Origin of the sequence: Alistipes sp. cv1 (genome assembly GCF_900240235.1) — a bacterium.
Lineage (GTDB): Bacteria > Bacteroidota > Bacteroidia > Bacteroidales > Rikenellaceae > Alistipes_A > Alistipes_A hominis.
In genome coordinates this window covers 260,554-285,491 of sequence record NZ_OEPW01000002.1, presented here as the reverse complement: position 1 = coordinate 285,491, position 24,938 = coordinate 260,554, and the positions used below count along the sequence as shown (strand labels likewise).

The window sequence follows — 24,938 nt, the reverse complement described above, 5'->3', positions numbered from 1 at the left end:
CCGACGGAATTTCCGAAGAACGGTAAGATTTTCCGGACCGGCAGGATAATTTGCGGTACGGAGAAATAAAGTCGGGCCGTTCGATGCGGAGCGGTCCGGCGTACGTAAACGGGTATGAAAACGGTCGTTTCCGCCGTTTCGAGCAAAATTGCGGCGCGAAAAACGAACGGCCGCGCGGCGATTACAAAATAAACGACAGCCCGACGTTGATCTGCTGAACCCGGGGGCCTTTGCCGTCTTTGAAGAGCGTGGAGCGGTAATATGTCGCCGAGATGGCGAAATGGTTGTAGCCGATGTTGAGGGTGTAGCCGTAATGGAAATTACGCAGTCCGAAATTGCTGTGGTTCTTGAATTTGCCGCTCAGCCGCGGGTCGGAGGCTTTGATTTTGGAGTGCGTCCCCATTCGCCATCCGCCGACCATGCCGGCGTTGATAAAGAAGTCGTTGCGGCGCCCCATCTGGAATTCGACCAGTAGCGGAACATTCAGGTAGCAGGTGTATAGTTTCGATTTGCTCAACCGGATGTGTTGTTCTTCGTATTGATAGTCGGGGACGGTGACGCCGTTTTCCTGTTTCAGCGCGATGTTGTTGTCGAAACGGAAATTATTGAATTCGACGCCGATCCCGGTCAGCAAGCCTACGTGCCTGCTTTTCAGTAGCGTATAGTCGATTGGATTCAGCGTGACTCCGATCGATTTGGCGCTTTGGGACAGGTATTGCGCGTCGTCCGGAAGCTGCATGTCTCCGAGGTTGGTGATCAGGCCGCTGTAATGGATGCCGATCCCGGCCCAGTGGCCGTCGTTCCACAGCAGTTTGCTGTGACGATCCGAGTTCGATTTTTGGGAAAAGTTATTGACCGCGACGACGAGCTTGCTTTGGTTCGATCTGCTTTTCGATCTGTCGGGGCGTCCCTCTTCCAGGACGAACGTTTCGCGTTTCTGGGAGACGGTATCCGTGTTTTGCGCCTGTGCCGGACAGATGATATAACCGATGAACAGCGTCGAGAGTAGCGCTTTTTTAATCATGAGCTTCCGTTTTTTGTATTTTGTTGCCGATCCGTAGGATGGATGCAATTTCGATTCCGTGTTCGTTTTCGGTTCGGTAAGTTTTGATCGGAATGATCGGATCGAACGGGGCGAACAGCGAAATCAGGTTGAATTTTTTGGGTTCGGCGCTCTTTTCCGCGCCGGCCTGCGTCTTTGCGCCCGGAGTTCCGGAGATTTCCGCGCCGGTCTTGAGCGCCGCCAGGGCGATCGGTTCGCTCGTCGGCGCGATCAGTTGCGGTTCGCTGCCGATCAGCTCCGACAACGGCTGAATGCGCTCGGGCTGTACGGCCTGGGCGTTCGTCCGGGACGTTGTCGGGACGTTGGTCCGGAGGGCGATGCGGTTGCCGGACGCGGCTCGTTGCGGTACGGCGGCGGCCAGTTGCGGGATGTCTTGTTTCTCTTCGCTGCCGCCCGCGCTTTCCGAAGCGGTCCATTCGTCCTGTTCGGCCGGAAGCTCTTCGCGGAAAACCTCTTTCGCCCGGTCGGCGAGCAACTGCTCCTTCTGCGACGAATGGCTGTCGACCAGCGTAAACAGTCCGATCAGCAGCGATGCCGCCGCCGCTCCGCCCAGAAACGACGTGATCCGGCCGAAGCTCATTGTTTTTCCTCCCCGCAACAGGGAGCGTTTGTCGGGGTAAACGATCTGTTCGGCGACCATTACCGGCATGTCGTCCTGCAAAGACGCGATTTCGCGGGCTATGTCCGCATGCCGGGTAAGGAAGGATTCGAACGAGGCGCGCTCCTCCCTGCTCAGATTACCTTCGATGTAATCCAAGGCCCATTCCTGGTAGTTATCCGGACCGATTTTCATTACAAAATATTATTTATGTCTCCAATGTTCTTTTTCAATGCCACCCGCGCCCTGAAAATGTAGACTTTCACCTGCGCTTCGGTCAGATGGGTCATTTCCGCCATCTCCCGGTAGCTGTATCCTTCGTAATCCCGCAACAGGATCAAGGATTTCTGCATCGGCGGGAGTTCGTTCAAATAGCGTTCGAGCATTTCCCGTGCGTTGTTATATTCTCTTTCCGCCGGGGAGTGTCGGTTTTTCAGCAAGGTTTCGTCGCCGGTGTAACGCTTTTCGAGACGAACATGATCTACGATCAGCCGGTACGCTATGGTAAAAAGATAGGACTTCTCTTTTCCTTCGATGACGGCTTCCCGGTTTTCCCACAATCTCAGAAAACTCTCCTGGACAATATCTTTCGCCTGCTCGTCATTGCGTAATGATTTCAGTATGAAACGGTATAAATTATCGGAATATTGTCTGACACATTTATCGTATTCAGAAACTGTCATTAAGTCCGGTATTTGTCATTACAACGTATTTTCAGCGCAAAAGTTACAGTCGTTCCGCGTTAAATCAGCCGATTCCCGTAATCGTGTATTCGATCTCCTTGAAGAGATACCGGTGCATTTGTCCGTCGCGGTGTCTGACCTCCAATTCGCCGGTCGGAAGAACGCCGCAGATCGTCCCCTCGAAACGGACTTTCGTCCGTCCGTCCACAAACGAATGCGTCTCGCCGAGGCGGTAAAGCCTGGCGGCGTAGTCCGTATCCATCGCCGCGTACCGTTGTTGCTGCAACTGCCCGTAGCGGAAACTCATTTTTTCGTAAAATAGTCTAAAAACTTCCGCCCTGTCCAGCTTCCGGCCCGCGGCGACTGCGAGCGATGTCGGATTCGGCAAGGCCGGATCGAATTCGGTTTGGTTGACGTTGATCCCGATTCCCACGACCGAACGGGAAAGAAAATTTCCCGCCAAATCGTTTTCGATCAAAATGCCGGCCACTTTCCGTCCGTCGATGTAGATGTCGTTCGGCCATTTGACCTGCGGCCGGACGCCGAAGCTTTCCACCGTGTCGCATACGGCCAGCGATACGGCTTTCGACAGGTAAAATTGCTGCGCGGCTTCCAGGAATCCGGGGCACAGTACGACCGAGAAAGTCAGGTTCGCTCCGGCGGAGCTGCTCCAACTGTTCCCGCGCTGTCCGCGTCCGCGGCTTTGCCGTTCGGCGATGACGACCGCTCCGGCGTCGTAGCGCGGGTCGCGGGCGACGTCGTTCGTCGACGTCGTTTCGTCGAGGTAGGCGAGCGTGAATCCGACCTGCCCGGCGAATCGTTCGAGTTCCTGTTTTATTCCCATGATCGGTTATACGGATACATTGAATTCCCGCAGGGCGTCGTTCAGCGTCGTTTTCAGGTCGGTCGAGGCTTTGCGCTGCCCGATGATCAGCGCGCACGGAACCTGGTAAGTTCCGGCGGGGAACTGCTTCGTGTACGAACCGGGGATTACGACCGAGCGGGGCGGAACGTACCCTTTGTAAATTTTCGGTTCCCGACCCGTCACGTCGATGATCTTGGTCGAACCGGTAATCACCACGTTGGCGCCGAGCACCGCTTCGCGGCAGATATGGGCCCCTTCGACGACGATGCAGCGGCTGCCGACGAAACAGTTGTCCTCGATAATCACCGGGGCCGCCTGTACGGGTTCCAGCACGCCGCCGATCCCTACGCCGCCGCTCAGGTGGACGCGTTTGCCGATCTGGGCGCACGAACCCACGGTCACCCACGTATCGACCATCGTCCCTTCATCGACGTAAGCGCCGATGTTGACGTACGACGGCATCATGATTACGCCGGGGGCCAGGTAGGCTCCGTAACGGGCCGTAGCCTGCGGTACGACGCGGACGCCCAGTTCGCGGTATCCGGTTTTCAGTTTCAGTTTGTCGTGAAACTCCAGCGGGCCGGCTTCGATCACTTCGATCTGCTGGATCGGGAAGTAGAGGATGACCGCTTTTTTGACCCATTCGTTCACCTGCCACGTTCCGTCGGCGAGCGGTTCCGCCGTCCGCAGCTTTCCTTTGTCGAGCAGGTCGATCGCGTCGCGGATCGCCTGTTTGACGCGCTCGTCGCCGAGCAATTCCCGGTTATCCCAAGCTTTTTCTACCGTTTTTTTCAATTCTTCGCACATATCCGTTCTCCGTTAAGGTATGATCGCAAAGTTAAAAAAATCTGTCGGATTCCGGGAAACAATCCCTATTTTTGTGCACTGCCCGTCCCTTGGGGCGGACGGCGGAACGATTCAGATATGAGAACGATAGAACTGACCTATCCCGTTGCCCGGCGGGACGATACGACGGACGATTATTTCGGAACCGAAGTGGCCGATCCCTACCGCTGGCTCGAAGACGACCGTTCGGACGAAACCGTCCGCTGGGTGGCGGCCGAGAACGAAGTGACCCGCCGCTACCTGTCGCAGTTTCCGGAACGCGACCGGATCGCCGCCCGGCTGGCCGAATTGTGGGATTATCCGAAGTACGGGATTCCGGAACGCCACGGCGATTCCCGTTTTTTCTTTGAAAACGACGGGTTGCGGAACCAAAGCGTTTTGTACCGGCAGCGGGACGGGAAGGGCCCCGAGGTATTCCTCGATCCGAATACGCTGTCGGAAGAAGGTACGGTCGCGCTGACCGGCGTGTCGTTCTCGCGGGATAATCGTTACATGGCTTTTTCGGCGGCCGAATCGGGTTCGGATTGGGTGGAGCTTCGCATAAAGGAGCTCGCTACGGGAGACCTGCTGCCCGACCGCATCCGTTGGGTCAAATTCTCCGGAGCCGTATGGAGCGGAGACGGGTTTTATTACAGCGGGTACGACCGGCCGGCTCCGGAAAAGGCGCTGTCGGCCTGCAACCACTCTCAAAAAGTGTTTTTTCACCGGATCGGGACCGATCAGTCGGCCGACCGCACGATATATTGCGACGAAGAGCATCCGCTGCGCTACCTGACTGCGGCGGTTAGCCGGGACGACCGGCAGCTCTTCGTTACGGTCGCCGAGGGAACCTGCGGCAACGAAGTGCTGTACCGCGACCTTTCGCGGCACGACCGGACGTTTCGCAAGCTGTTCTTCGGGTTTACCGGCGATTATGCGCTGGTTTATGCGCAAGACGACCGGGCGATTTTCCATACGAACCAGGGAGCGCCGAACGGTCGGCTGTTGCAGGTGGATTTCAGCGCCGGTTATCCGGAGATCACCGAACTGTTGGCCGCATCCGATCGGCAGTTGGTCGCGGCGTCCGTGGCCGGCGGGGCGTTGTTCGCGCATTACCTCGATCGCGCGCACAGCGCCGTCGTGCAGTACGACCTGGGAGGCCGGCCGGTGCGGGAGGTGCGGTTGCCCGGCATTGGGACGGTAACCGGTTTCAGCGGCGGAGACGTTCCGTCCGAGATATTTTATGCTTACGCTTCGTTCACGCAACCGCCGGCCGTTTACCGCTACGATCCGGCGACCGGGGCTTCCGAGCCGTACCGGATTTCGCCGGTGAAGTTTTCCCCGGAGGAATTCGTCGTCGAACGGCACGAATACGAGAGCCGGGACGGAACGCGCGTTCCGATGTTCCTGGCGCACCGCAAAGAGCTGGAACGGAACGGAGAGAATCCCGTTTACCTGTACGGATACGGCGGTTTCAACATCAATCTGACGCCGGGTTTCTCGCCGTTGGCGGTGCTGTTGATGGAGCAGGGCGGCATTTATGCGGTGGCGAACCTGCGCGGCGGCGGCGAGTTCGGGGAACGGTGGCACCGGGCGGGTATGCTTTCCGCTAAGCAGAACGTGTTCGACGACTTTATCGCGGCCGCCGAATACTTGATCGACCGGAAATACACCGCTCCGCATAAGTTGGCGATCGCCGGCGGTTCGAACGGCGGCCTGCTCGTCGGCGCCTGCATGGTGCAGCGGCCCGACCTCTTTGCCGTGGCGCTTCCGGCCGTCGGCGTGATGGACATGTTGCGCTACCATAAGTTTACCGTCGGTTGGGGCTGGGTCGTGGAGTACGGCAGCAGCGACCGCCCGGCCGATTTCGAATACCTGTACCGTTATTCGCCGTTGCACAATATCCGGCCGGGGACGTGTTATCCGGCTACGCTGGTCACGACCGCCGATCACGACGACCGGGTGGTGCCGGCGCACTCGTTCAAGTTCGCCGCGACGTTGCAGGCCGCGCAGGGATGCGACCGGCCGGTGCTGATCCGGATCGATACCGCCGCCGGGCATGGCCTCGGCAAGCCCACCGCGAAAAGGATCGACGAACAGGCGGATGTGCTCGTTTTCCTGTTCCGGAATACCGGTACGGAGGTAAAATGAACGGGGAGTTCCGGTATCGTCGCCGGAACTCCCCGTTGTCGTTCGTATCGAAATCCTACATCATTTCGACCCAGCTCATGAACGGGAACGGTTTTTTCTCGGACTTCATCGCGTTTTTGAAATATTTGATCGTGCGTACCAATCCTTCTTCGATCGGCACCAGCGGTTCCCAGCCCAGCCTCTGGCGGGCATAGCGGATGTCGGGGATCGCATGCTGGACGGAATCGGCCGTTAGGTTCAAGCGCACCGTTTTAGACGAGCTGCCGGTCAGGTTCACCACGTCTTCGGCCAATGCGTCGATTCGCATCGGGTCGATTCCGCCGATGTTGATCGGTTTCGACAGGTTGCCGTCGGTTCCCATCATCCGTACCAACGCTTCGACCGCGTCGTCGATGTACAGGAAGCAGCGCGTCTGCGTTCCGTTGCCGCGGATCGTGATGTTTTCGCCGTAAAGGGCGTTGCGGATAAATCCGGAGATCACTTTGCCGTCGTTCAACGCCATACGCGGGCCGTAAACGTTGAACAGCCGGGCGATCCGCGTGTCGACGCCGTACTGGTTGTGGTAGGCCGTAAAAAGCGATTCTGCGGCGCGTTTGCCCTCTTCGTAAGCGCTGTGTTCGCCGACCGGGTTCACGTTGCCGCGGAACTCTTCCGGGACGGGGCCCGACTGGATCAGGCCGTATACTTTCGAGGAGGAGGCGTGTACGATGCGGGCCCGCATCCGCTTGGCCACTTCGAGCACGTTGATCGATCCGACGAGCGAGGTTTTCAGCGCCATCACCGGATCGTGCATGTAATAGACCGGCGCCGACGGGCAGGCCAGGTTGTAGATGCAGTCGACCTCTTCGAAATAGGGGAATGTGATGTCGTGCCGGATCAGGTGGAACTGCGGGTTGTGCAGCAGGTGTTCCACGTTCTGGCGGTTGCCCGTGACGAAATTGTCCACCGCGACCACTTCGTGCCCGTCCGCCAGCAGACGTTCGCACAGGTGGCTGCCGATGAAACCGGCTCCGCCGGTAACGAGTATCTTTTTTTTCATGATTGCATAAAATGTTTAAAACGGATTAAGCAAGAACCGTTCCAAGAGATTTTGAGGATTTGCGAAGATGGCCGTTCGGCAGACGTTTGTAATGCAATATGTTGTTGTACATCATATTGATTGGCATCGATTCGGGTTTTATAGCCCGCTACTCCCGATCGTAGCCGTAATTTTTGAACAATGGTCGAAATAACGAAAAGCGTTTTACCTGAACGGTAAAACGCTTTTCGTTTCGGATGCCGGATCGACTCCGGCAAATAATGCGAGAAAGCTTAATCTTTCAGTTTGGCGGAAAGGAATTCGCGGTTCAACCGGGCGATGTGGGCGATCGAGATCCCTTTCGGACATTCCGCTTCGCAGGCGCCGGTGTTGGTGCAAGCCCCGAATCCGAGTTCGTCCATCTTAGCGACCATCGCTTTGGCGCGGCGGGCCGCTTCGACGCGGCCCTGCGGCAGCTTGGCCAGCGACGAAACGCGGGCGGCGACGAACAGCATCGCGGAACCGTTCTTGCAGGTGGCTACGCAGGCGCCGCAACCGATGCAGGCGGCCGCGTCCATGCTTTCGTCGGCATCCGGTTTCGGGATCGGAATCGTGTTGGCATCGGGCACGCCGCCGGTATTGACCGAAATGAAACCGCCGGCCTGCAGGATCTTGTCGTAAGCGCTACGGTCTACGGCCAAGTCCTTGATTACCGGGAAAGCGCGCGAACGCCACGGTTCGATCGTGATGGTATCCCCGTCCTTGAACTTGCGCATGTGCAACTGACAGGTGGTGATGTCGGTATCGGGTCCGTGCGCATGACCGTTGATGTGCAACGAGCACATGCCGCAGATGCCTTCGCGGCAGTCATGGTCGAACACGACGGGTTCTTCGTTGTTCTGGATCAGCTTGTTGTTGAGGATATCCAGCATTTCCAGAAACGAGGTGTCGGGGGAGATGTTTTCAACGGTATAGTCGACGAACTTCCCCTGCGCGTGGGCGTTTTGCTGACGCCATATCTTTAATTTCAAATTCATTGTCTTAACGTTTTACCTGTTTGACTCAATTAATCCTTGTAGTTGCGCTGGGCCAGATGCACGGTTTCGAATGCCAGCGGTTCTTTGACCAGTTCCGGTTCCTTGTCCTTGCCGGTATATTCCCATGCAGCCACGTATACGTAGTGTTCGTCGTCGCGCAGCGCTTCGCCTTCCGGGGTCTGGTACTCCACGCGGAAGTGACCGCCGCAGGATTCGTTCCGGTTCAGGGCGTCGCGGGCCATCAGTTCGCCCAGTTCGAGGAAGTCGGCCAGACGAACGGCCTTCTCGAGCTCCTGGTTGAACTCTTTGTCGGTTCCCGGCACGCGGACGTTCGCCCAGAACGACTTGCGCAGCGCCTGAATTTCGACGATCGCTTTTTCGAGGCTCTCCTTGCTGCGGGCCATGCCGACGTTTTCCCACATGATGTGTCCCAGCTTTTTGTGCAGGTCGTCCACCGTCTCTTTACCCTGGATCGACAGCAACTTGGCGATCTTTTCGCGGACGCCTTTTTCGGCTACCTCGAATTCGGGCAGGTCGGTCTTTATTTTCGGAGTCTGAATTTCGTGCGAGAGGTAGTCGCCGATCGTATACGGCAGTACGAAATAGCCGTCGGCCAAACCCTGCATCAGCGCCGATGCGCCCAGACGGTTCGCGCCGTGGTCGGAGAAGTTGGCCTCGCCGATCGCATACAGGCCGGGGATCGTGGTCATCAAGTTGTAATCCACCCAGATACCGCCCATCGTATAGTGCACGGCCGGATAGATCGTCATCGGTTCTTTGTAAGGATTGACGTCGGTGATCTTTTCGTACATCTGGAACAGGTTGCCGTAACGTTCGCGGATCGTCTGTTCGCCGAGGCGGTTGATTGCGGTCGAGAAGTCGAGGAATACGGCCAGACCGGTCTCGTTGACCCCGAAGCCGGCGTCGCAGCGTTCTTTGGCGGCGCGCGACGCCACGTCGCGCGGCACGAGATTCCCGAAGGCCGGGTAACGGCGTTCGAGGTAATAGTCGCGGTCTTCTTCCGGGATCTGCGAAGGTTTCAGTTTCTTCGCGCGGATCTTTTCGACGTCCTCTTTTTTCTTCGGAACCCAAATGCGGCCGTCGTTGCGCAGCGATTCGGACATCAGCGTCAGTTTCGATTGTTGCGTTCCGTGTACCGGGATACAGGTCGGGTGAATCTGCGTGAAACACGGGTTTGCGAATACGGCGCCTTTCTTATAGCACTGCCATGCGGCCGAACCGTTCGAGTTCATTGCGTTGGTAGACAGGAAGAAAACGTTTCCGTAACCGCCGGTGGCGATCACTACGGCATGCGCGCCGAACCGTTCGATTTCGCCGGTTACCACGTTGCGCGTGATGATACCGCGGGCTTTGCCGTCTACGATGACCAGGTCGAGCATCTCGTGACGCGGGTAGCTTTTCACGCTGCCTTTGGCGATCTGGCGGTTCAGCGCGGCGTAAGCGCCGAGCAGCAACTGCTGTCCGGTCTGGCCGCGGGCGTAAAACGTACGCGAAACCTGCGCGCCGCCGAACGAACGGTTGTCGAGCAGTCCGCCGTAATCGCGGGCGAACGGAACGCCCTGTGCGACGCACTGGTCGATAATATGATTCGATACTTCGGCCAGACGGTATACGTTGGCTTCGCGGGCGCGGTAGTCGCCGCCCTTGATCGTATCGTAAAAAAGACGGTATACCGAGTCGTTGTCGTTCTGGTAGTTCTTGGCGGCGTTGATGCCTCCCTGCGCGGCGATGCTGTGCGCGCGGCGCGGGGAGTCGCTGATGCAGAATACCTTTACGTTATATCCGAGTTCGCCGAGCGAAGCGGCTGCGGATGCGCCGCCCAGTCCGGTACCCACTACGATAATGTCGAGTTTTCTCTTATTGGCGGGGCTGACCACTTTGATTTCAGCCTTATGCTTGCTCCATTTGTCGGCCAGCGGGCCCTGCGGAGCTTTCGATTCTAACTTTACCATATCTTATTTTTTGTTTTTTTATTTCTAATTGGTGCAATCAAATTAGTAGCAGAACCCGCCGCACAGGCTGCGCAGGTAGAAAACGACTACGACCAGAGCGAAACCGAGGAAAACGACGGTCGCAAAGACGTTGGCCAGGCATTTGAGGCGTTTCATCCAGATCTGGTTGTCCCATCCGATCGTCTGGAAGGCGCTCCAGAAACCGTGCGTCAGGTGGAACCAGATGGCCAGGAACCAGATCAGATAGATCAGGCAGTAGACCGGGTTGCTGAACAGGTCGGCGATGTAAGCCGCTCCGTCGGTCGGCCCGAACGCTCCGAGCGAGTGGTCTCCGATGATTTCGGCGAACTGCATGTTATACCAGAAGTTGTAAAGATGCAGCAGCAATCCCAATACGACGACGAGTCCCAGCACGAACATGTTCCGCGAAGCCCAGGTTACCGATTTCGGCGTAGCTTCCACGGCATAGCGCTGCGTGCCCCTCGAACTGCGGTTGTGCAGCGTCAGGATCGATGCATAGATGATATGCACCACGAAACCGGCGGCCAGGATCAGCGTCCCGGCGAGTGCGTACCAGTTCGCTCCCAGAAATTCACAGATCGCATTGTAGGCCTCGGTGGAAAATACGGCTGCAATGTTCATCGACATGTGGAACAACAGGAACAGGATCAGAAAAAGACCTGAGATGCTCATAATCAGTTTCCGTCCGATTGTAGATGTAAACAGATTGCCCATAAGTAAAATGAAATTTAGTGATTTTGGTTATTTACGCATTTCGTGTACTTCCGAAAAAACAGAGTACAAAGTTATCCCATTGTTTTTTAAATAACAATCTTTTGACGGAATATTCTGTCCGGAGTTTTAATTTTTTTGAAAAAAACGGTATCTTCGGATTCCGTTTTTAAACCGGATTTGGAGTATGGAGTCGAAGAGTGCGTTACGCCGGATCGTTCGCGATCGCGGAGAACTGTACGACGGGCGGACGCGAGCCGCGATGTCGCAGCGGGTCATGGAAGCCGTCGGCCGTTTCCCGCCGTTCGCCGATGCCGCGAGCGTGGCGCTTTATTGGTCGCTGCCTGCGGAGGTAGATACACATGCTTTCGTCGAAAAATGGGCCGTCCGCAAAAAGGTTTACCTTCCGGTAATGCGAGGCGACGGACTGTCGCTCAGGAAGTTTACCGGCCGAAACGAACTGCGGGAAGCCCGTTTCGGGATCAGGGAGCCGGTCGGGGAGGAAGAGACCTGCCTGCGGCGGATCGACCTGATCGTGGTTCCGGCCATGGGATACGATCCGTACGGAAACCGTCTCGGGCACGGCAAAGGATTCTACGATCGGTTGCTGACGCGCGAAGGACCGCTGAAAATCGGCGTTTGTTTCGAATACCAGTTTTTCGAGCATGTTCCCGCCGATGCGCACGACGTGCCGGTCGACTGGGTCGTATGCGGGTCGGAACGGGAGGCGCGCTGGTACCGGGACGGCGCTTTACGGTCTTTATAATTCGTTCGTATCCCGCGAAATTCGGAAACCGTTCGCAAAAATCCGCTATCTTTGCATTCGGTACGCCGTCGAAAAAACTTAAATGCGAATCATGATGGATGGAAAAACTTATATAGTCCGGTCGCTGAAATACCTCGTGTGGCTGTTGTTGCTTTTTACGCTGGTCTTCACGCTGATGCTGGCGACCGGGACGTCGCGGGCGGATGCCGGGCGCGATCTGGCCGAACTGTTCGGGTCGCAGCGGGGACGGCTGATGTTGGCCGTGATCGTCGTCGTGGCGGCTTTTTATCCGAAATTCGGGTTTGCCCGGCGGACGGTGGCGGCCGATTTTACCGGTGACCGGGAGTTGATTCTCAGTACGTTCCGGGCAAACGGTTTTTCGCTGGTTCGGGAACAGGACGGGACGATGGTCTTCCGGGCTTCGTCGCCGCTGAAAAGGGCTTTGCTGCTGTGGGAAGACCGGATCGCCGTAACCGATGCGGGCGGTTCCGTCGTGTTGGACGGCATTCGCAAGGAGGTCGTGAAAGCGGAGTTCCGGCTCCGGTCGCACATCGAAAACTGACCGGTTTTCGGAAATGCGTAAAGATTTGGTTGTAAATAATATGATTCGTATTCCCGCTTTGGGGATAAAAAAATGAGCGGACGGGGCATACCGCTTTGTTTTTTACGAACGTTAGATAAGGAAATGTTATAAAAATGGAAAGAGTGTATAAGCGACTCAAATACGTGTTGGCGATCGGTGCGATCGTGGCGGCAGCGGGATTTTCGCTGGCTGCGTCGCGTCCCGATTTCGCGCTCGGACGGAATATCCAGATCCTGTTCAACATGTTCCGCGAGGTCAGTCTCTCCTATGTCGATTCGGTCGATACGGACAAACTGCTCGAGGACGCTGCGGCCGGCATGGTCGAGAACCTGGACCCTTACACCGAACTGATTCCGGAGAATAAAATGGCCGATTTCGAAATACAGACGACCGGCAAGTACGGCGGTATCGGGGCCCTGATCCGCAAGAGCGGCGATTACGTGGCGATCGCCCAGCCGTACGAGGGTTTTCCGGCCGATAAGGCGGGGCTGGTTATCGGAGACAAGCTGTTGGCCGTCGACGGCGAGAACCTGAAAGGGTACGACGTTTCGAAAGTTAGCGAATTGTTGAAAGGAACGCCCGGCACTTCGATGAAACTGACCGTCGAGAAACTGCTGACGGGCAATCCGGTCGATGTTTCGGTCAAGCGGGAGCGGATCGTGATCTCAGGGGTACCTTATTACGGCGTGATCGACGGCGATGTGGGTTATATCTTGCACGACGATTTCTCGGAGGATTGCAGCGACGATATGCGGACCGCTTTCGAGAAACTGAAAAAACAGGGGATCACTTCGCTGATCATCGACCTGCGGGGCAATGGCGGCGGCATTTTGCAGGAAGCCGTGAAGATTCTTTCGATGTTCGTGCCCAAAGGCACCGAAGTCGTGTCGATGCACGGCCGCACGAAATCATCCGACGCGACGTTCGTGACGCAAGCCGAACCGCTCGATACGCAAATTCCGATCGCCGTGCTGGTGAACAGTATGACGGCCTCTGCCGCCGAGATCGTGTCGGGAGCGTTGCAGGATCTCGACCGTGCCGTGCTGGTCGGACAGCGGACGTTCGGCAAAGGATTGGTGCAGACTCCGCGTCCGCTGGGGTACAACGCTTTCCTGAAAGTGACTACCGCGAAATATTACATTCCCAGCGGCCGTTGTATCCAGGCGATCGATTATACGCACCGCAACGACGACGGCAGCGTGGGGCTGGTGCCGGATTCGTTGATTCGGGAGTACGAGACCGCCGCCGGGCGGAAAGTGTACGACGGGGGCGGCGTAATGCCGGACGTCCGTCTCGACCCGGTCTATACCAGCCGTTTCACGATGGCGCTTTACGGCAAAGGATATATCGAGGATTTTGCGAACGATTACTACAAACGGCACCGCGAAGGCGTGGATGCGGATACGTTCGAATTGCCGGACGGGGAATACGGTCTTTTCGTCGCTTTCATGCAGGACAAGGAGATGGATTTCGAGTCGGAAACTCAGGAAGCCGTCAAAGATCTGCGTAAGAAAGCCGAGCGGGAAAAATACCTCGACCGAATCTCCGGCGAACTCGACGCGATCGGCGAAAAACTGAAAGACGATAAAAATACCGACCTCGAATTGTTCGGCGACGAGATTCGTAAGCTGATCGGCGACGAGATTATCTTGCGTTACCATTACGAGACCGGAGTCGCCCGTCATACGGCGCTGCACGATCCGGAAGTACGACAGGCCGTCGAAGTGCTGAAAGACCAAAACCGTTACCGGCAGATCGTGACTTCGCAGGATACTCCGCGCAAGTAGCTTTCCGGGACGATTCGCAAAACACAGGGGACATCGGGTTCCCGTAAAACTATGAAAAAAAGAGCGCTGCATAAGATGCTTTCTTTTCGGAGCCGGGTGGTCATCATCGTTCTGGGGATGGTGATCGGGATCTCGTCGCTGTTGTTCACCAACGACATGGCGCGCCAGCTCCGGGAGAAAGAACAGAACGAGGTGGCGATCTGGGCGGCGGCCTTCCGCGAGCTGGGGGCCGACCCGGGGAACCCCCTGTTGCTGTCGATCATCACCACGCGCAACAACATTCCGTTCATTCTGACCGACGGGGCGTTGCGGGTGGAGTATTCGCATCTGATTCCCGATTACATCCTGAATCATCCGAACCTGTTGCGCGACAAGCTCGACCAGATGACGAAGGTCAATCCGCACCTGAAGGTGCAGACGCTGTACAACGAGACGCTGTATATCTTTTTCGACGAATCCCGGCTGCTCAAGACGCTGGTCTATTTCCCGTACATCCAGTTGCTGGTGATCATCGTGTTTGTCGTGTTCGGATACATCACGTTCCGTTCGACGAAGCAGGACGAGCAGAACCGCGTCTGGATCGGGCTGGCGAAGGAGACGGCCCACCAGTTGGGTACGCCGACCTCTTCGCTGCTCGGGTGGCTCGAATACCTGAAAACCCAGAACATCGACCAGACCGCCATCGACGAGATGGGCAAGGATATCGTCCGGCTGACCAAGGTGGTCGACCGGTTCTCGAAAATCGGGGCCGCGACTCCGCTCAGCGAAGGGGTGATCAACGAGATCGTCGGCAACAGCGTGATCTATTTCCGCACGCGCGTACCGAAGAACGTCACGCTGACCTATAACGGGCTGGCGATGGCTCAGCAAAAGGCGATGATCAACGAAGCGCTTTTCGAATGGGTGATCGAAAATCTGTTGAAAAACGCGATGGACGCTTTGTCGGGAACCGGGACGATCGACGTCAAACTCTCCAGCGACGCCAACTGGATTTACGTCGATGTCCGGGACAGCGGCAAGGGGATCGCGAAGGGGAATTTCAAACGGATCTTCGAACCCGGTTTTACGACCAAAACGCGCGGTTGGGGGCTCGGACTTTCGCTCAGCAAACGGATTATCGACGGATACCACGGCGGTAAGATCTTCGTGCTCGATTCCGAGATCGACAAAGGAACGACCATCCGCATCGCCCTGAAAAAAATCTATTCATAGACCGGTATGATGGAGTCCCGCTACGTTACCGATTGCGACTGTTACCTTCCGGAAATCGAGCCGCTCGAAGGGGCGAGCGTTCCTTCGCAGGCCGATATTTTCGGCGTGTCGGGGACAGTGGCCGAACGGCCGGACGGGTACGATCCTTTGGCGCTGCCCGCTCTGCAGCCGCACCTGACGGACAGTTATGCTTACCAGGGAGTCGTGCTGGCCGTGTTCATGGTTTTCTGTTACCTGATCCACAGCTACCGGAGCAGTATCGGGATCGTGTTCAAGATCCTGACCGGGCGGGTTTCATCTGACAAGGTTTACGACGAGTATCCGTTGTTTTTCCGCAAGTTCCTGTCATGGACGGCTCTGTGGGGGATGCTGCTGATCGGCGGGCTGTTGATTCGCTACGGCGGACTGTACGGCATCGAGGGGTGGTTGCCCCGGCAAATCCCTTTTGCGACCGACCTGGCCTGCCTGGCCGTGCTGTTTGCCGCCGCCGCCGTTGCGGTTTACCGCAAGATCGTGACGCGGATCATCGGCGGAGTGATCCGGAACGATCTTTTTTTTGAGAAACTCCGGTTCACGATCCGTATTTTTTCGTCGTTTATATATATCCTGCTGACTCCTCTTTTTTTGGTCGTAGCGCTCACCGAAGGCCCCGGAATCGACCGGCTACTGCACGGTACCGCCGTTTTCGCCGCTGCGCTCTATCTGCTGTATTTGGCGAAAAGTTATCGTTTCTTTGTGGTGCGGGATGTTTCAATTCTGCAATGGATTTTGTACCTTTGTGCCGTCGAATTGTTTCCGATAAGCTTTTTCGTGCTTGTTGTAGCCAGAAATTGCTGAGTGTTTTTCCGAGGAGGAGGAGCAGTTCCGTCTCACGGCGGAGTTATCAGAAGAAGCTAACTATAAACAAGTTATTGTTTTGAAAATTAAAAATGTTTTAGTCTCGCAACCGGCTCCGGTCATCGCCGAGAAATCTCCCTTTCATGAGATCGTGCTCAAGCACCGCGTGAATGTGGAATTCCATCCGTTCATTAAGCTGGAGGGGGTCTCCCTGAAAGAGTTCCGCAGCCAGCGGGTGGATATCCTGGCGCATACGGCTGTTATTTTCACGAGCCGCGTTACGATCGATAATTTCTTTCGGATTTGCGAGGAAGCCCGCGTTACGATTCCCGAAACCATGAAATATTTCTGCAATACGGAGGCGATCGCCCTGTACTTGCAAAAATATATCGTTTACCGCAAGCGGAAAATCTTCTTTGCCGAAGGGACTTTCTCTTCGCTGGTCGAACTGATCGCCAAGCACAAGGACGAGAAATTCCTGCTGACGCTTTCCGAGCCGCACAAGCCCGAGATGCCGCTGGCGATGGAGAAGATGAAACTTCAGTTCGGCAAGGTGATCCTGGCCCGTACGGTGAGCGCCGACCTGGATGCGGTCGATGTCCGCAAGTACGATCTGTTGGTCTTTTACAGTCCGTCCGAGATCGCCTCGCTGACCGGAAAATTTACGCTCGGGGAGAACGCTCCGAAAATCGCGACGTTCGGCCACGGGACGGCCAAGGCCGCGCTGACCGAAGGACTGACCGTCCATGTGATGGCGCCTACGCCCGAAGTTCCGTCGATGACCAAGGCGCTCGATATTTATATCCGGAAAATCAATGCCGGAGAGGAGGTTCCGCCGGTGACGCTCGAGGAGCGGTCGCCCGACCTGACTTTCATCGAAAGTTCGAAATACGCCAAAGGCAGGCGGGTGCGCACGGCCGCCAGACCGGGAGCAGCTTCCGGCGAACAAGCGCCGTCCGCGCTGAAAAAAGCCTCGGTAAAAACGGCAGGGGCCGCAACCAAAAGCGCCGGGAAATAGCCCGGCGGGAATGATGGAGAGTTCGGATCATACGTTTCCCCGTGCGGAGCGGCTTCGGTCGCGCAAGCAGATCGCCCGCCTGTTCGAAAAGGGCGAAAGCGGTGTCGTCTACCCGATCCGTTACGTATTTCTCACCGGGGAGGACGATGCCGGCGACGCGACGGACGAAGGCGGGCTGTCGGTGCTGGTTTCCGTTTCGAAGCGCAATCACAAACGGGCCAACGTGCGCAACCTGTTGAAACGCCGGATACGGGAGGCTTACCGTCTGAACCGGAATCCCCTGCGGGAGATCTCGGGAGGCGGACGGTTCAACCTGGGCCTGTTGTATGTTTCTAAAGAGATAGCCGATTATACGTCGATCGAAAATGCCGTGCAGAAGATCATCCGGAACCTTTCCGAAAGGATTTAAGGGGCTTATTTTAGCCCCTTTGCTGGGGTTGATCTGGATATATCGTCATTGCATCTCTCCTTTTACGCCCCCTTCCTGCCGTTTCACGCCCACCTGCTCGGAGTACTGCGCCGAAGCCCTGCGAAAGCACGGCCTGTTCAAGGGGAGCTATCTGGGCCTGAGGCGAATTCTGCGTTGCCATCCGTGGGGAGGAAGCGGTTACGATCCGGTTCCGTAAACGGAACGGACGGACTTCCCGGAGCGATTTTAGTAAGCAATAAAAGGGATTACTCGACCGGCCCGGAAACGCCGAAGACGATGCGTCCCAGCTCTTCCAGTTTGTTGATATAGACGACTTCGATGCCTTTTGGCGGCTTCGGAAGGCTTTTGCGCAGGTAGCCCGATACGACGATCCGTCGGAAGCCGAGCCGGGCCGCTTCGCCGATGCGTTGTTCGCTGCGGGGAGCGGGACGTACTTCGCCGGACAGGCCGATCTCTCCGGCGAAACAGGTTTCCCGGTCTACCGGCCGGTCGAAATACGACGACAGGATAGCCGCGATGACGCTCATGTCGAGCCCCGTGTCGCTGATCTTGAACCCTCCCGCAAAATTTAAAAAGACGTCTTTCTGGTACATCTTCAGGCCGATCCGTTTTTCGAGTACGGCCAGCAGCATGTTCAGCCGCCGCGAGTCGAATCCGGTCGCCGAGCGCTGCGGCGTGCCGTAGGCGGCCGTGCTGACCAGCGCCTGGGTCTCGATCAGGTATGACCGGGCCCCGTCGACGGCCGCGCCGACGGCGATGCCGCTCAGCGGTTCGTCGTAGTGCGACAACAGGATTTCGGACGGATTGTCGACCTCGATCAGCCCTTCGCCGCGCATTTCGAATACGCCGATCTCGAATGTCGCTCCGAACCGGTTCTTGATGCTGCGCAGGATGCGGTAGATGTTGTTGTTGTCGCCTTCGAATTGCAGCACCACGTCGACGATGTGTTCCAGGATTTTCGGACCGGCGATGATGCCGTCCTTGGTGATGTGTCCGATTACGATGATCGATGTGCCGGTCTGCTTGGCATATTTTTGCAGCAAGGCGGCCGATTCGCGGATCTGCGACACGCTGCCCGGCGACGAGTCGATCGTTTCGGTGTAAATTGTCTGGATCGAATCGATCACGACCAGGTCGGGGCCGTGCTGCGTGATCTGGGTGATGATGTTTTCGAGGTTCGTCTCGCTGTAAATGTAGCACGCTTCGTTCACGATACCGATCCGTTCGGCCCGCATCTTGATCTGGTGCGGGGACTCCTCGCCCGATACGTACAGCGTTTTCAGCCCGGCTGCTTTCAGCGCGAGTTGCAGGCTCAGCGTCGATTTGCCGATGCCCGGTTCGCCGCCCAGCAGGATGATCGAGCCCTGCACCAGGCCGCCGCCCAGCACGCGATTCACCTCGCCGTTGGCCAGGTCGGTGCGCGTGAAAGCCTGCCGTTCGATCCCGTGCACCGGCACGGGGCGGTTGCTGCCGCGCGCCGGTGCGAACGAGGTCGTACGCGACGATTCCTTGCCGACGACCTCTTCGACCAGCGTATTCCACTCGCCGCACGCCGGGCATTTGCCGACCCATTTGGCCGACTCGTACCCGCAACTGCGGCAGAAAAACGCTTTTTTTAATTTGGCCATCGCGGGTCGGAACGGTTTATTTGATGAAGAAGCGGTAAATGTCGTTGCCGTTCGCGTAGATCAGCAGCGCGAACAGGATGATGATGCCGAAGAGTTGCGCCCGTTCGAGGAATTTATCGCTCGGTCGTCGCCCGGTGATTACTTCGACCAGTAGGAACAATACGTGTCCGCCGTCCAGCGCCGGAATCGGCAGGATATTCATGACAGCCAGAACGACCGACAGGAATGCCGTGATGCGCCAGAATTGCTCCCAGCTCCAGTAGTTCGGAAAGATGTTGCCGATGGCGATCACGCCTCCCAGCGATTTGTAGGCTTCGGTCTTCGGTGTGAACATCAGTTTGATTTGCTTGGCGTAGCTGCTGATTTCGCTGCCCGTCCGTTGGATACCGGCCGGGATCGCCTGCCAGAAATTGTACCGGTGCGTGCTCAGCGCGAGCAGGCTGGCCGGGGATACCGGATAGACGCCGATCGTCCCTTTCTCGGAAACTTTGACCGGAAGGGTAATCAGCCGCGTGATTCCCGCCGAATCGCGCATCACGCCCAGCGTGACCGTGTCGGATGCGTACGTCTCGAAAGCCTGGCGGTACTGGTCGAAGTAGCGCATCGATTCGCCGTTGAACGACACCAGCGTGTCCCCGGCGAGCAGTCCGGCCTGGGCGGCGGGACCGCCGGCGACCGTCTCTCCGACCACGAACGGGATCCGTACCGTCGCGAAATCGGGCGATTTGAGCAACTGGGCGATCGCTTCTTCCGGAATGTCGATCCGGATGCGCTGTCCGTCGCGGTCGACCGTGACGGTTTTCGCCTGGTCGATCACGATCGTCTGCCAGATCGCTCCGGCGTCTTCGACCGCTTCGCCGTCGATGTCGACGATCTTATCGCCGTTGCGGAAACCCATTTCCCGGGCCAGATCGTTGTAGACGTAGCCGTATTTGACGTCCTTGTTGTCGAGGTAGGTCTTTCCCCACGTATAGCTCATTCCGATGTAGATGAATACGGCGAGCAGGATATTCATCAGCACGCCGCCGACCATGATCAGCAATCGTTGCCAGGCCGGTTTCGCCCGGAACTCGTACGGTTGGACGGGCTGTTTCATCTGGTCGGTGTCCATCGACTCGTCGATCATCCCGGCGATTTTCACGTAGCCGCCGAACGGAATCCAGCCGATACCGTATTCGGTGCCCCCCTTTTTGAACTTGAAAAGCGAGAACCACGGGTTGAAAAACAGGTAGAATTTTTCGACGCGCGTCTTGAACAGCCGCGCGAACAGGAAGTGCCCGAATTCGTGGATGATGACCAGCAGCGAGAAACTGAGTATGAATTGCAGAATTTTAATCAGAATGTCCATGTTTTATCGTACTAACGTGAGTATTTTGAATTTATAATATCGATAGGGCGGTTTGCCGCGCTTCGCGATCGGTGCGGCGGTACTCTTCCAGCGAAACGCATTCGCGCAGCGTCGTCCGGCCGAGCGTCTCTTCGTTGATCCGGGCGATGTCGGTGAAGCGGATTTTCCGGTCGAGGAATGCCGCTACGGCCACTTCGTTCGCTGCGTTCAGCACGGCTCCGGCATTGCCGCCGCGCCGCAGGCATTCGAACGCCAGCGCGAGATTCGGGAAGCGCATCGGGTCGGGTTCGAAAAATTCGAGGCATCCCAACTTACAGAAGTCGATCCGCGGGCCTTGCAGCGGCAACCGCTGCGGAAAGGTCAGCGCGTACTGGATCGGAAGGTGCATGTCCGGCGTGCCGATTTGCGCCTTGACGGCTCCGTCGCCGAACTGTACCATCGAGTGGATTACCGAGCGCGGGTGGATGACCACGTCGATCTGTTCGGGCCGCAGTCCGAACAGCCAGCGCGCTTCGATCACCTCGAAACCCTTGTTCATCAGCGAGGCGGAGTCGATCGTGACTTTCGCGCCCATGCACCAGCTCGGGTGGTTCAACGCCTCTTCGACGCTGACCCGTTCGAGTTCTTCGGCCGGGCGGTGCAGGAACGGGCCGCCGGATGCGGTCAGGATCACCTTTTCGACCGCCGAATGTTCGCCGGTCAGGCATTGGAAAATGGCCGAATGTTCCGAGTCGACCGGAATGATCGGAGCCCGGTGTTCGGCGGACAGCCTGGTGACGATCTCTCCGGCCACGACCAGGCACTCCTTGTTGGCCAGCGCGACTTTTTTGCCGTGTTTCAGCGCGCTGACCGTCGGGAACAGCCCGCTGTAACCGACCAGGGCCATGACGACCGTGTCGACCTGTTCCGAGCAGACGACCTGTTCGAGCGCATCGCTGCCCGCGTATACTTTGACCGGATGGTCCGCCAACGCGTCTCGCACGGCGGTATAATGAGTTTTGTCGGCGATCACCACGTTGTCGGGGGTGAATTCGACGGCCTGTTCGACCAACTTTTTCCAGTTGCTGTGGGCCGACAGCGTCGTTATTTCGAACCGGTCGCCGTATCGCCTGACGATATCGAGCGTCTGGGTTCCGATCGAACCGGTCGAGCCGAGAACGGCTAATCGCTGTTTGCTTTGTGTCATTTCCGTTAAAGGGAAAACCGTGTCGGGTTTTCCGTCGTCTTCATTTAAAATAGTTTAAAAAACGATGTATCCTTCCGGATCGATCGGCGTTCCGTTATGCCACAGTTCGAACTCGAACAGGTTCTGTCCGCCGCCTGCGGATTTTTCGCCGCCGGTGTAACCGACGATCTCGCCGCTCGATACGCGTTCCCCCGCCTTTTTCAGTACGCTGGTGTTATGCCGGTAAACCGATAGCATATTGCCTCCGTGCTGGATGAACAGCACGAAGCCGTCTTCGGGCGTCCACGACGACGAGACGACCGTTCCGTCCATCACCGCCATCACCTGCTGGTTGCCTGCGGTGGCGAGCGTCGTTCCGTACCGGTTGTCGATCGGGCTGAATTTTTCGGTGACGACGCCTTTGACCGGCGTATAGAGTTCCATCGCGCTGCGCAGGTTCTTGCGCGCCGCGTCCGGATCGTTCAGACTATAAATGCCGCCCGGGGTCTCCATCTGCCTGCGCAGCAGCGAGTCCTCGACGATGGTCGCCGCCGCGTCCGCGTTTTTTTTCGACAGTGAGTCGGAACTTTGCACGTTATTTCGTGTGACGGGATTTTTGCCCGCCATGATGAGCGCAATGTTATCGCTGTATATCTGCATGTTGCGCACTTCTTGTTCCAACGAGTCGAGCCGGATGATGTTTTCGATCAGCATCGTCCGCGACTTGTTGCCCGGATAACCGGGAATCAGGTCCAGCACCGGCGTGTAGGCCACGGTGATCGTGATGACGATAAACAGGATCAGCACCAGCGCCAGAAAGCCGGCCAGCAGGTTCAACGGGCTGATATACATATACCAAACCTCCGAATCGTTATGCTGATTCCGGATGCTGAGACGGTGCTTCTCGCGCAGGTTCCGTATGAAGTATGAAACGCTCGTTTTGAAGTTCATGGAACTTTTATGCATAATTCGACCTACAAAGATAATAATTTCCCTCGGGTAATGACAGAACGGGGAAAATATGTCAAAGATTATTTGACAGACGGTTTTTTCGGAGGAATCGATTTTGAAAATAAGTTATAAAGTGTAAATTTGCGTAGCGTTTGGACGCGGATACCCGCTTTCCGTCCTGTTTTCCGATCCGGGGCGGCGGTATTTCCGATGCGGGACGATGCGTCCGCGGCCGAAACGAAGATTTAAAAAGACGACAAAAACATGGTAAAACCTACACTTTTGGTATTGGCTGCGGGAATGGGATCCCGGTACGGTTCGTTGAAACAGATGGACGGCGTGGGGCCGGGCGGAGAGGCCATTATCGACTATTCGATCTACGATGCCATCCGCGCCGGATTCGGCCGCGTGGTTTTCGTGATCCGTCACCTGTTCGAAAAGGAGTTCCGGGAGATGTTCACGCCGGAACGTTTCGGGGGTAAGATCGAGATCGATTTCGTTTTTCAGGAACTGGATAAATTGCCGGCCGGGTTTACGGTGCCCGCCGACCGCGTAAAGCCGTGGGGGACGAACCATGCGGTGATGATGGCCGCCGATACGATCCGCGAGGAGCCTTTCGCCGTGATCAACGCCGACGACTTTTACGGGGCGGAAGCTTATAAGACCATCGCGGATTACCTACGCAGCGTGGCCGCGCAGCGCAACCATTACTGCATGGTCGGTTACGAACTGAAAAACACGCTGTCCGATTATGGGTCCGTATCGCGCGGCATCTGCAGCGTCGATAGCAACGGCAACCTGACCTCGATGGTCGAGCGGACGAAGATCGAGCGCCGCGAAGACAAGATCGTTTACGAGGACGAAAAGGGCAATGTGTTCCCGCTGGCCGGGGATACGCTGGTATCGATGAACATGTTCGGTTTTACGCCCGATTATTTCAAATATTCCGAAGATTTTTTCAGCGCCTACCTGAAAGACAATATCGGGAATCCGAAATCCGAATTTTACATTCCGACGATGGTCAATAAATTGGTTGCCGACGGAAAGGCTCAGTTGCGGGTGCTGCACAGCGCGGCCCAGTGGTTCGGCGTAACCTACAAGGAAGACCGCCCGGCCGTCGTCGAACGGATCCGCAAGTTGATCGCCGCCGGGGTTTATCCCGACAAACTCTGGGCATAGTCCCGCAAAAGCGCTCGAAACGATGGAAATAGAACAGAATATCTGGGGTTTTACCGCCGAAGGCGAAGCGATCGTCCTTTACAAGATGACCAATGCGGGCGGCGCATCCGTGAAGTTGACCAATATCGGCGCGACGGTCGTATCGGTGGAGGTTCCCGACCGGGACGGCCGGCTCGCGAACGTGGCCCTCGGTTACGACGATTTCAAAAGTTATTTCGGCGACGGGCCGTGCATGGGGAAAACGGTCGGCCGGTTCGCCAACCGGATCCGGGGAGCGAAATTTACGTTGGACGGCGTGGAGTACCGATTGTCGGCGAACTGCTCCGAAGGGCGGCACCATACGCACGGCGGCGGCATCAACGGCTTTGCGAACAAAATTTGGGAGAGCCGCGTGGAGACCGACCGGGTCGTTTTCTCGCTGTTCAGTCCCGACGGCGACCAGGGGTATCCGGGCGACCTGAACGCCGAGGTCGTTTACGACTGGAGCGACGATTGCGAGCTGGAGATTACCTATTACGCCAAGACGACCGCTCCTACTATTATCAACCTTACGAATCACTCCTATTTTAACCTCAAAGGCGAGGATCGGCCGGGCGCGATGGATCAGTTGCTTCAGATCAACGGATCGAAATACTTGCGCTACGACGCCGACTGCGTCTGTACCGGCGAGTTGGTCGACGTGAAAGGCACGCCGATGGATTTCAGCGAACCGAAAGCGCTGTCCGCGGAGATCGACGCCGATTACGAACCGCTGCGTTTCGGTTCCGGTTACGACCAGAGCTGGGCGATCGACGGGTATGAAAAGGGAAAACTTTCCGAAGCGGGCGTGCTGTACGACCCGCAGAGCGGACGGCGGATGCGGATCCGGACGACCCAGCCGTCGATCCATATCTATGCCGGAAACTATCTGGAAGGCTGTCCGCAAAGTATCAGCGGCCATCCGTACGGGCGCCGCGCCGGCGTGGCGATCGAGTGCCAGGCCTATCCGAACAGTCCGAACTGCCCCGGCTTTCCGTCGACCGTATTGCGTCCCGGGGAGATCTATAACGAGAAAATCGTCTTCCGTTTCGAAACGGATGCGAATTAATC

Annotated in this window: 24 protein-coding genes; 11 read left to right on the top strand and 13 right to left on the bottom strand. The window is 56.9% G+C overall.

Going from position 1 to position 24,938, the window contains the following annotated elements:
- Positions 1-181: 181 nt before the first annotated feature.
- From C1A08_RS05590 to C1A08_RS05570, 5 genes are all read right to left on the bottom strand, one after another.
- A complete protein-coding gene (locus tag C1A08_RS05590; RefSeq protein ID WP_055202818.1) occupies positions 182-1,024 on the bottom strand; it encodes an outer membrane beta-barrel protein in 843 nt (280 codons plus the stop codon).
- Positions 1,017-1,856 carry a hypothetical protein gene (locus C1A08_RS05585; RefSeq protein WP_101571947.1) on the bottom strand — a complete coding sequence of 280 codons (840 nt, stop codon included), beginning with the start codon at positions 1,854-1,856 and terminating at the stop codon, positions 1,017-1,019. Before C1A08_RS05585 ends, C1A08_RS05590 begins: the two co-directional genes overlap by 8 nt.
- Positions 1,856-2,344, bottom strand: coding sequence for an RNA polymerase sigma factor (locus tag C1A08_RS05580; protein ID WP_055202814.1), 489 nt, complete (start codon positions 2,342-2,344; stop codon positions 1,856-1,858). Before C1A08_RS05580 ends, C1A08_RS05585 begins: the two co-directional genes overlap by 1 nt.
- A gap of 64 nt (positions 2,345-2,408) precedes the next feature.
- Positions 2,409-3,188 carry a biotin--[acetyl-CoA-carboxylase] ligase gene (locus C1A08_RS05575; protein ID WP_101571945.1) on the bottom strand — a complete coding sequence of 260 codons (780 nt, stop codon included), beginning with the start codon at positions 3,186-3,188 and terminating at the stop codon, positions 2,409-2,411.
- Positions 3,189-3,194: 6 nt separating this feature from the next.
- Positions 3,195-4,016 (bottom strand): 2,3,4,5-tetrahydropyridine-2,6-dicarboxylate N-succinyltransferase, encoded by an 822-nt coding sequence (locus C1A08_RS05570; RefSeq protein WP_055202810.1) that lies wholly within the window; start codon positions 4,014-4,016, stop codon positions 3,195-3,197.
- Between the two features lie 117 nt (positions 4,017-4,133).
- On the opposite strand from C1A08_RS05570, the gene C1A08_RS05565 reads away from it, so the two are divergent.
- Entirely contained in the window at positions 4,134-6,185 is a 2,052-nt protein-coding gene (locus tag C1A08_RS05565; protein ID WP_101571943.1) for a prolyl oligopeptidase family serine peptidase, read from the top strand.
- A 55-nt stretch (positions 6,186-6,240) separates the two neighbouring features.
- Here the strand turns inward: C1A08_RS05565 and C1A08_RS05560 are convergent, their stop codons facing one another.
- The 4 genes from C1A08_RS05560 to C1A08_RS05545 all read right to left on the bottom strand — a co-directional run bounded on the left by C1A08_RS05560 (position 6,241) and on the right by C1A08_RS05545 (position 10,948).
- Positions 6,241-7,224 carry an NAD-dependent epimerase/dehydratase family protein gene (locus C1A08_RS05560; RefSeq protein WP_101571941.1) on the bottom strand — a complete coding sequence of 328 codons (984 nt, stop codon included), beginning with the start codon at positions 7,222-7,224 and terminating at the stop codon, positions 6,241-6,243.
- A gap of 272 nt (positions 7,225-7,496) precedes the next feature.
- A complete protein-coding gene (locus C1A08_RS05555; RefSeq protein ID WP_055202803.1) occupies positions 7,497-8,240 on the bottom strand; it encodes a succinate dehydrogenase/fumarate reductase iron-sulfur subunit in 744 nt (247 codons plus the stop codon).
- 29 nt (positions 8,241-8,269) lie between these two features.
- Positions 8,270-10,213 carry a fumarate reductase/succinate dehydrogenase flavoprotein subunit gene (locus C1A08_RS05550; RefSeq protein ID WP_101571939.1) on the bottom strand — a complete coding sequence of 648 codons (1,944 nt, stop codon included), beginning with the start codon at positions 10,211-10,213 and terminating at the stop codon, positions 8,270-8,272.
- Between the two features lie 42 nt (positions 10,214-10,255).
- Complete coding sequence (locus C1A08_RS05545; RefSeq protein ID WP_055202801.1) at positions 10,256-10,948, bottom strand: fumarate reductase; 693 nt, start codon at positions 10,946-10,948, stop codon at positions 10,256-10,258.
- Positions 10,949-11,132: 184 nt separating this feature from the next.
- Between C1A08_RS05545 and C1A08_RS05540 the strand changes: the two genes are divergently transcribed.
- The 8 genes from C1A08_RS05540 (at position 11,133) to yidD (ending at position 17,774) form a co-directional block, all read left to right on the top strand.
- On the top strand, positions 11,133-11,711 hold the full coding sequence (locus tag C1A08_RS05540) for a 5-formyltetrahydrofolate cyclo-ligase (protein WP_055202799.1): 579 nt from the start codon (positions 11,133-11,135) through the stop codon (positions 11,709-11,711).
- Between the two features lie 91 nt (positions 11,712-11,802).
- A complete protein-coding gene (locus tag C1A08_RS05535) occupies positions 11,803-12,273 on the top strand; it encodes a hypothetical protein (RefSeq protein ID WP_228385737.1) in 471 nt (156 codons plus the stop codon).
- Positions 12,274-12,407: 134 nt separating this feature from the next.
- On the top strand, positions 12,408-14,081 hold the full coding sequence (locus C1A08_RS05530) for a S41 family peptidase (protein ID WP_153497751.1): 1,674 nt from the start codon (positions 12,408-12,410) through the stop codon (positions 14,079-14,081).
- Positions 14,082-14,132: 51 nt separating this feature from the next.
- Entirely contained in the window at positions 14,133-15,293 is a 1,161-nt protein-coding gene (locus C1A08_RS05525; protein ID WP_055202794.1) for an ATP-binding protein, read from the top strand.
- Between the two features lie 6 nt (positions 15,294-15,299).
- Positions 15,300-16,130, top strand: coding sequence for a DUF4271 domain-containing protein (locus C1A08_RS05520; RefSeq protein WP_101571936.1), 831 nt, complete (start codon positions 15,300-15,302; stop codon positions 16,128-16,130).
- Positions 16,131-16,209: 79 nt separating this feature from the next.
- Complete coding sequence (locus C1A08_RS05515) at positions 16,210-17,148, top strand: uroporphyrinogen-III synthase (protein ID WP_101571934.1); 939 nt, start codon at positions 16,210-16,212, stop codon at positions 17,146-17,148.
- Between the two features lie 10 nt (positions 17,149-17,158).
- Positions 17,159-17,557, top strand: coding sequence for a ribonuclease P protein component (locus tag C1A08_RS05510; RefSeq protein ID WP_228385738.1), 399 nt, complete (start codon positions 17,159-17,161; stop codon positions 17,555-17,557).
- On the top strand, positions 17,514-17,774 hold the full coding sequence (gene yidD / locus C1A08_RS05505) for a membrane protein insertion efficiency factor YidD (RefSeq protein ID WP_101571933.1): 261 nt from the start codon (positions 17,514-17,516) through the stop codon (positions 17,772-17,774). Before C1A08_RS05510 ends, yidD begins: the two co-directional genes overlap by 44 nt.
- A gap of 49 nt (positions 17,775-17,823) precedes the next feature.
- Here the strand turns inward: yidD and radA are convergent, their stop codons facing one another.
- From radA to C1A08_RS05485, 4 genes are read right to left on the bottom strand one after another with little or no spacing between them, the layout of a single operon-like run.
- On the bottom strand, positions 17,824-19,206 hold the full coding sequence (radA, locus tag C1A08_RS05500; protein ID WP_101571931.1) for a DNA repair protein RadA: 1,383 nt from the start codon (positions 19,204-19,206) through the stop codon (positions 17,824-17,826).
- A gap of 16 nt (positions 19,207-19,222) precedes the next feature.
- Positions 19,223-20,554 carry an RIP metalloprotease RseP gene (gene rseP / locus C1A08_RS05495; protein WP_101571929.1) on the bottom strand — a complete coding sequence of 444 codons (1,332 nt, stop codon included), beginning with the start codon at positions 20,552-20,554 and terminating at the stop codon, positions 19,223-19,225.
- Positions 20,555-20,585: 31 nt separating this feature from the next.
- Positions 20,586-21,740, bottom strand: a complete 1,155-nt coding sequence (locus C1A08_RS05490) for a 1-deoxy-D-xylulose-5-phosphate reductoisomerase (protein ID WP_055202783.1) — start codon at positions 21,738-21,740, stop codon at positions 20,586-20,588.
- A 54-nt stretch (positions 21,741-21,794) separates the two neighbouring features.
- Positions 21,795-22,670 carry a murein hydrolase activator EnvC family protein gene (locus tag C1A08_RS05485; RefSeq protein WP_055203539.1) on the bottom strand — a complete coding sequence of 292 codons (876 nt, stop codon included), beginning with the start codon at positions 22,668-22,670 and terminating at the stop codon, positions 21,795-21,797.
- A 264-nt stretch (positions 22,671-22,934) separates the two neighbouring features.
- Between C1A08_RS05485 and C1A08_RS05480 the strand changes: the two genes are divergently transcribed.
- Together C1A08_RS05480 and C1A08_RS05475 are read left to right on the top strand one after the other, a co-directional pair.
- On the top strand, positions 22,935-23,849 hold the full coding sequence (locus C1A08_RS05480; protein ID WP_172970724.1) for a nucleotidyltransferase family protein: 915 nt from the start codon (positions 22,935-22,937) through the stop codon (positions 23,847-23,849).
- Between the two features lie 22 nt (positions 23,850-23,871).
- On the top strand, positions 23,872-24,936 hold the full coding sequence (locus C1A08_RS05475) for an aldose epimerase family protein (protein WP_101571927.1): 1,065 nt from the start codon (positions 23,872-23,874) through the stop codon (positions 24,934-24,936).
- The last annotated feature ends 2 nt before the right edge of the window (positions 24,937-24,938 follow it).

Bases quoted from the DNA above. Each gene is read 5' to 3' on its own strand.
- rseP (WP_101571929.1), bottom strand. From the start codon at position 20,554: ATGGACATTCTGATTAAAATTCTGCAATTCATACTCAGTTTCTCGCTG.
- C1A08_RS05520 (WP_101571936.1), top strand. From the start codon at position 15,300: ATGATGGAGTCCCGCTACGTTACCGATTGCGACTGTTACCTTCCGGAA.
- C1A08_RS05530 (WP_153497751.1), top strand. From the start codon at position 12,408: ATGGAAAGAGTGTATAAGCGACTCAAATACGTGTTGGCGATCGGTGCG.
- C1A08_RS05575 (WP_101571945.1), bottom strand. From the start codon at position 3,188: ATGGGAATAAAACAGGAACTCGAACGATTCGCCGGGCAGGTCGGATTC.
- C1A08_RS05555 (WP_055202803.1), bottom strand. From the start codon at position 8,240: ATGAATTTGAAATTAAAGATATGGCGTCAGCAAAACGCCCACGCGCAG.
- C1A08_RS05535 (WP_228385737.1), top strand. From the start codon at position 11,803: ATGATGGATGGAAAAACTTATATAGTCCGGTCGCTGAAATACCTCGTG.
- C1A08_RS05480 (WP_172970724.1), top strand. From the start codon at position 22,935: ATGGTAAAACCTACACTTTTGGTATTGGCTGCGGGAATGGGATCCCGG.
- C1A08_RS05525 (WP_055202794.1), top strand. From the start codon at position 14,133: ATGAAAAAAAGAGCGCTGCATAAGATGCTTTCTTTTCGGAGCCGGGTG.
- yidD (WP_101571933.1), top strand. From the start codon at position 17,514: ATGCCGTGCAGAAGATCATCCGGAACCTTTCCGAAAGGATTTAAGGGG.
- C1A08_RS05585 (WP_101571947.1), bottom strand. From the start codon at position 1,856: ATGAAAATCGGTCCGGATAACTACCAGGAATGGGCCTTGGATTACATC.
- C1A08_RS05490 (WP_055202783.1), bottom strand. From the start codon at position 21,740: ATGACACAAAGCAAACAGCGATTAGCCGTTCTCGGCTCGACCGGTTCG.
- C1A08_RS05475 (WP_101571927.1), top strand. From the start codon at position 23,872: ATGGAAATAGAACAGAATATCTGGGGTTTTACCGCCGAAGGCGAAGCG.
- C1A08_RS05510 (WP_228385738.1), top strand. From the start codon at position 17,159: ATGATGGAGAGTTCGGATCATACGTTTCCCCGTGCGGAGCGGCTTCGG.
- C1A08_RS05580 (WP_055202814.1), bottom strand. From the start codon at position 2,344: ATGACAGTTTCTGAATACGATAAATGTGTCAGACAATATTCCGATAAT.
- C1A08_RS05485 (WP_055203539.1), bottom strand. From the start codon at position 22,670: ATGAACTTCAAAACGAGCGTTTCATACTTCATACGGAACCTGCGCGAG.
- radA (WP_101571931.1), bottom strand. From the start codon at position 19,206: ATGGCCAAATTAAAAAAAGCGTTTTTCTGCCGCAGTTGCGGGTACGAG.
- C1A08_RS05590 (WP_055202818.1), bottom strand. From the start codon at position 1,024: ATGATTAAAAAAGCGCTACTCTCGACGCTGTTCATCGGTTATATCATC.
- C1A08_RS05550 (WP_101571939.1), bottom strand. From the start codon at position 10,213: ATGGTAAAGTTAGAATCGAAAGCTCCGCAGGGCCCGCTGGCCGACAAA.
- C1A08_RS05560 (WP_101571941.1), bottom strand. From the start codon at position 7,224: ATGAAAAAAAAGATACTCGTTACCGGCGGAGCCGGTTTCATCGGCAGC.
- C1A08_RS05540 (WP_055202799.1), top strand. From the start codon at position 11,133: ATGGAGTCGAAGAGTGCGTTACGCCGGATCGTTCGCGATCGCGGAGAA.
- C1A08_RS05570 (WP_055202810.1), bottom strand. From the start codon at position 4,016: ATGTGCGAAGAATTGAAAAAAACGGTAGAAAAAGCTTGGGATAACCGG.
- C1A08_RS05545 (WP_055202801.1), bottom strand. From the start codon at position 10,948: ATGGGCAATCTGTTTACATCTACAATCGGACGGAAACTGATTATGAGC.
- C1A08_RS05565 (WP_101571943.1), top strand. From the start codon at position 4,134: ATGAGAACGATAGAACTGACCTATCCCGTTGCCCGGCGGGACGATACG.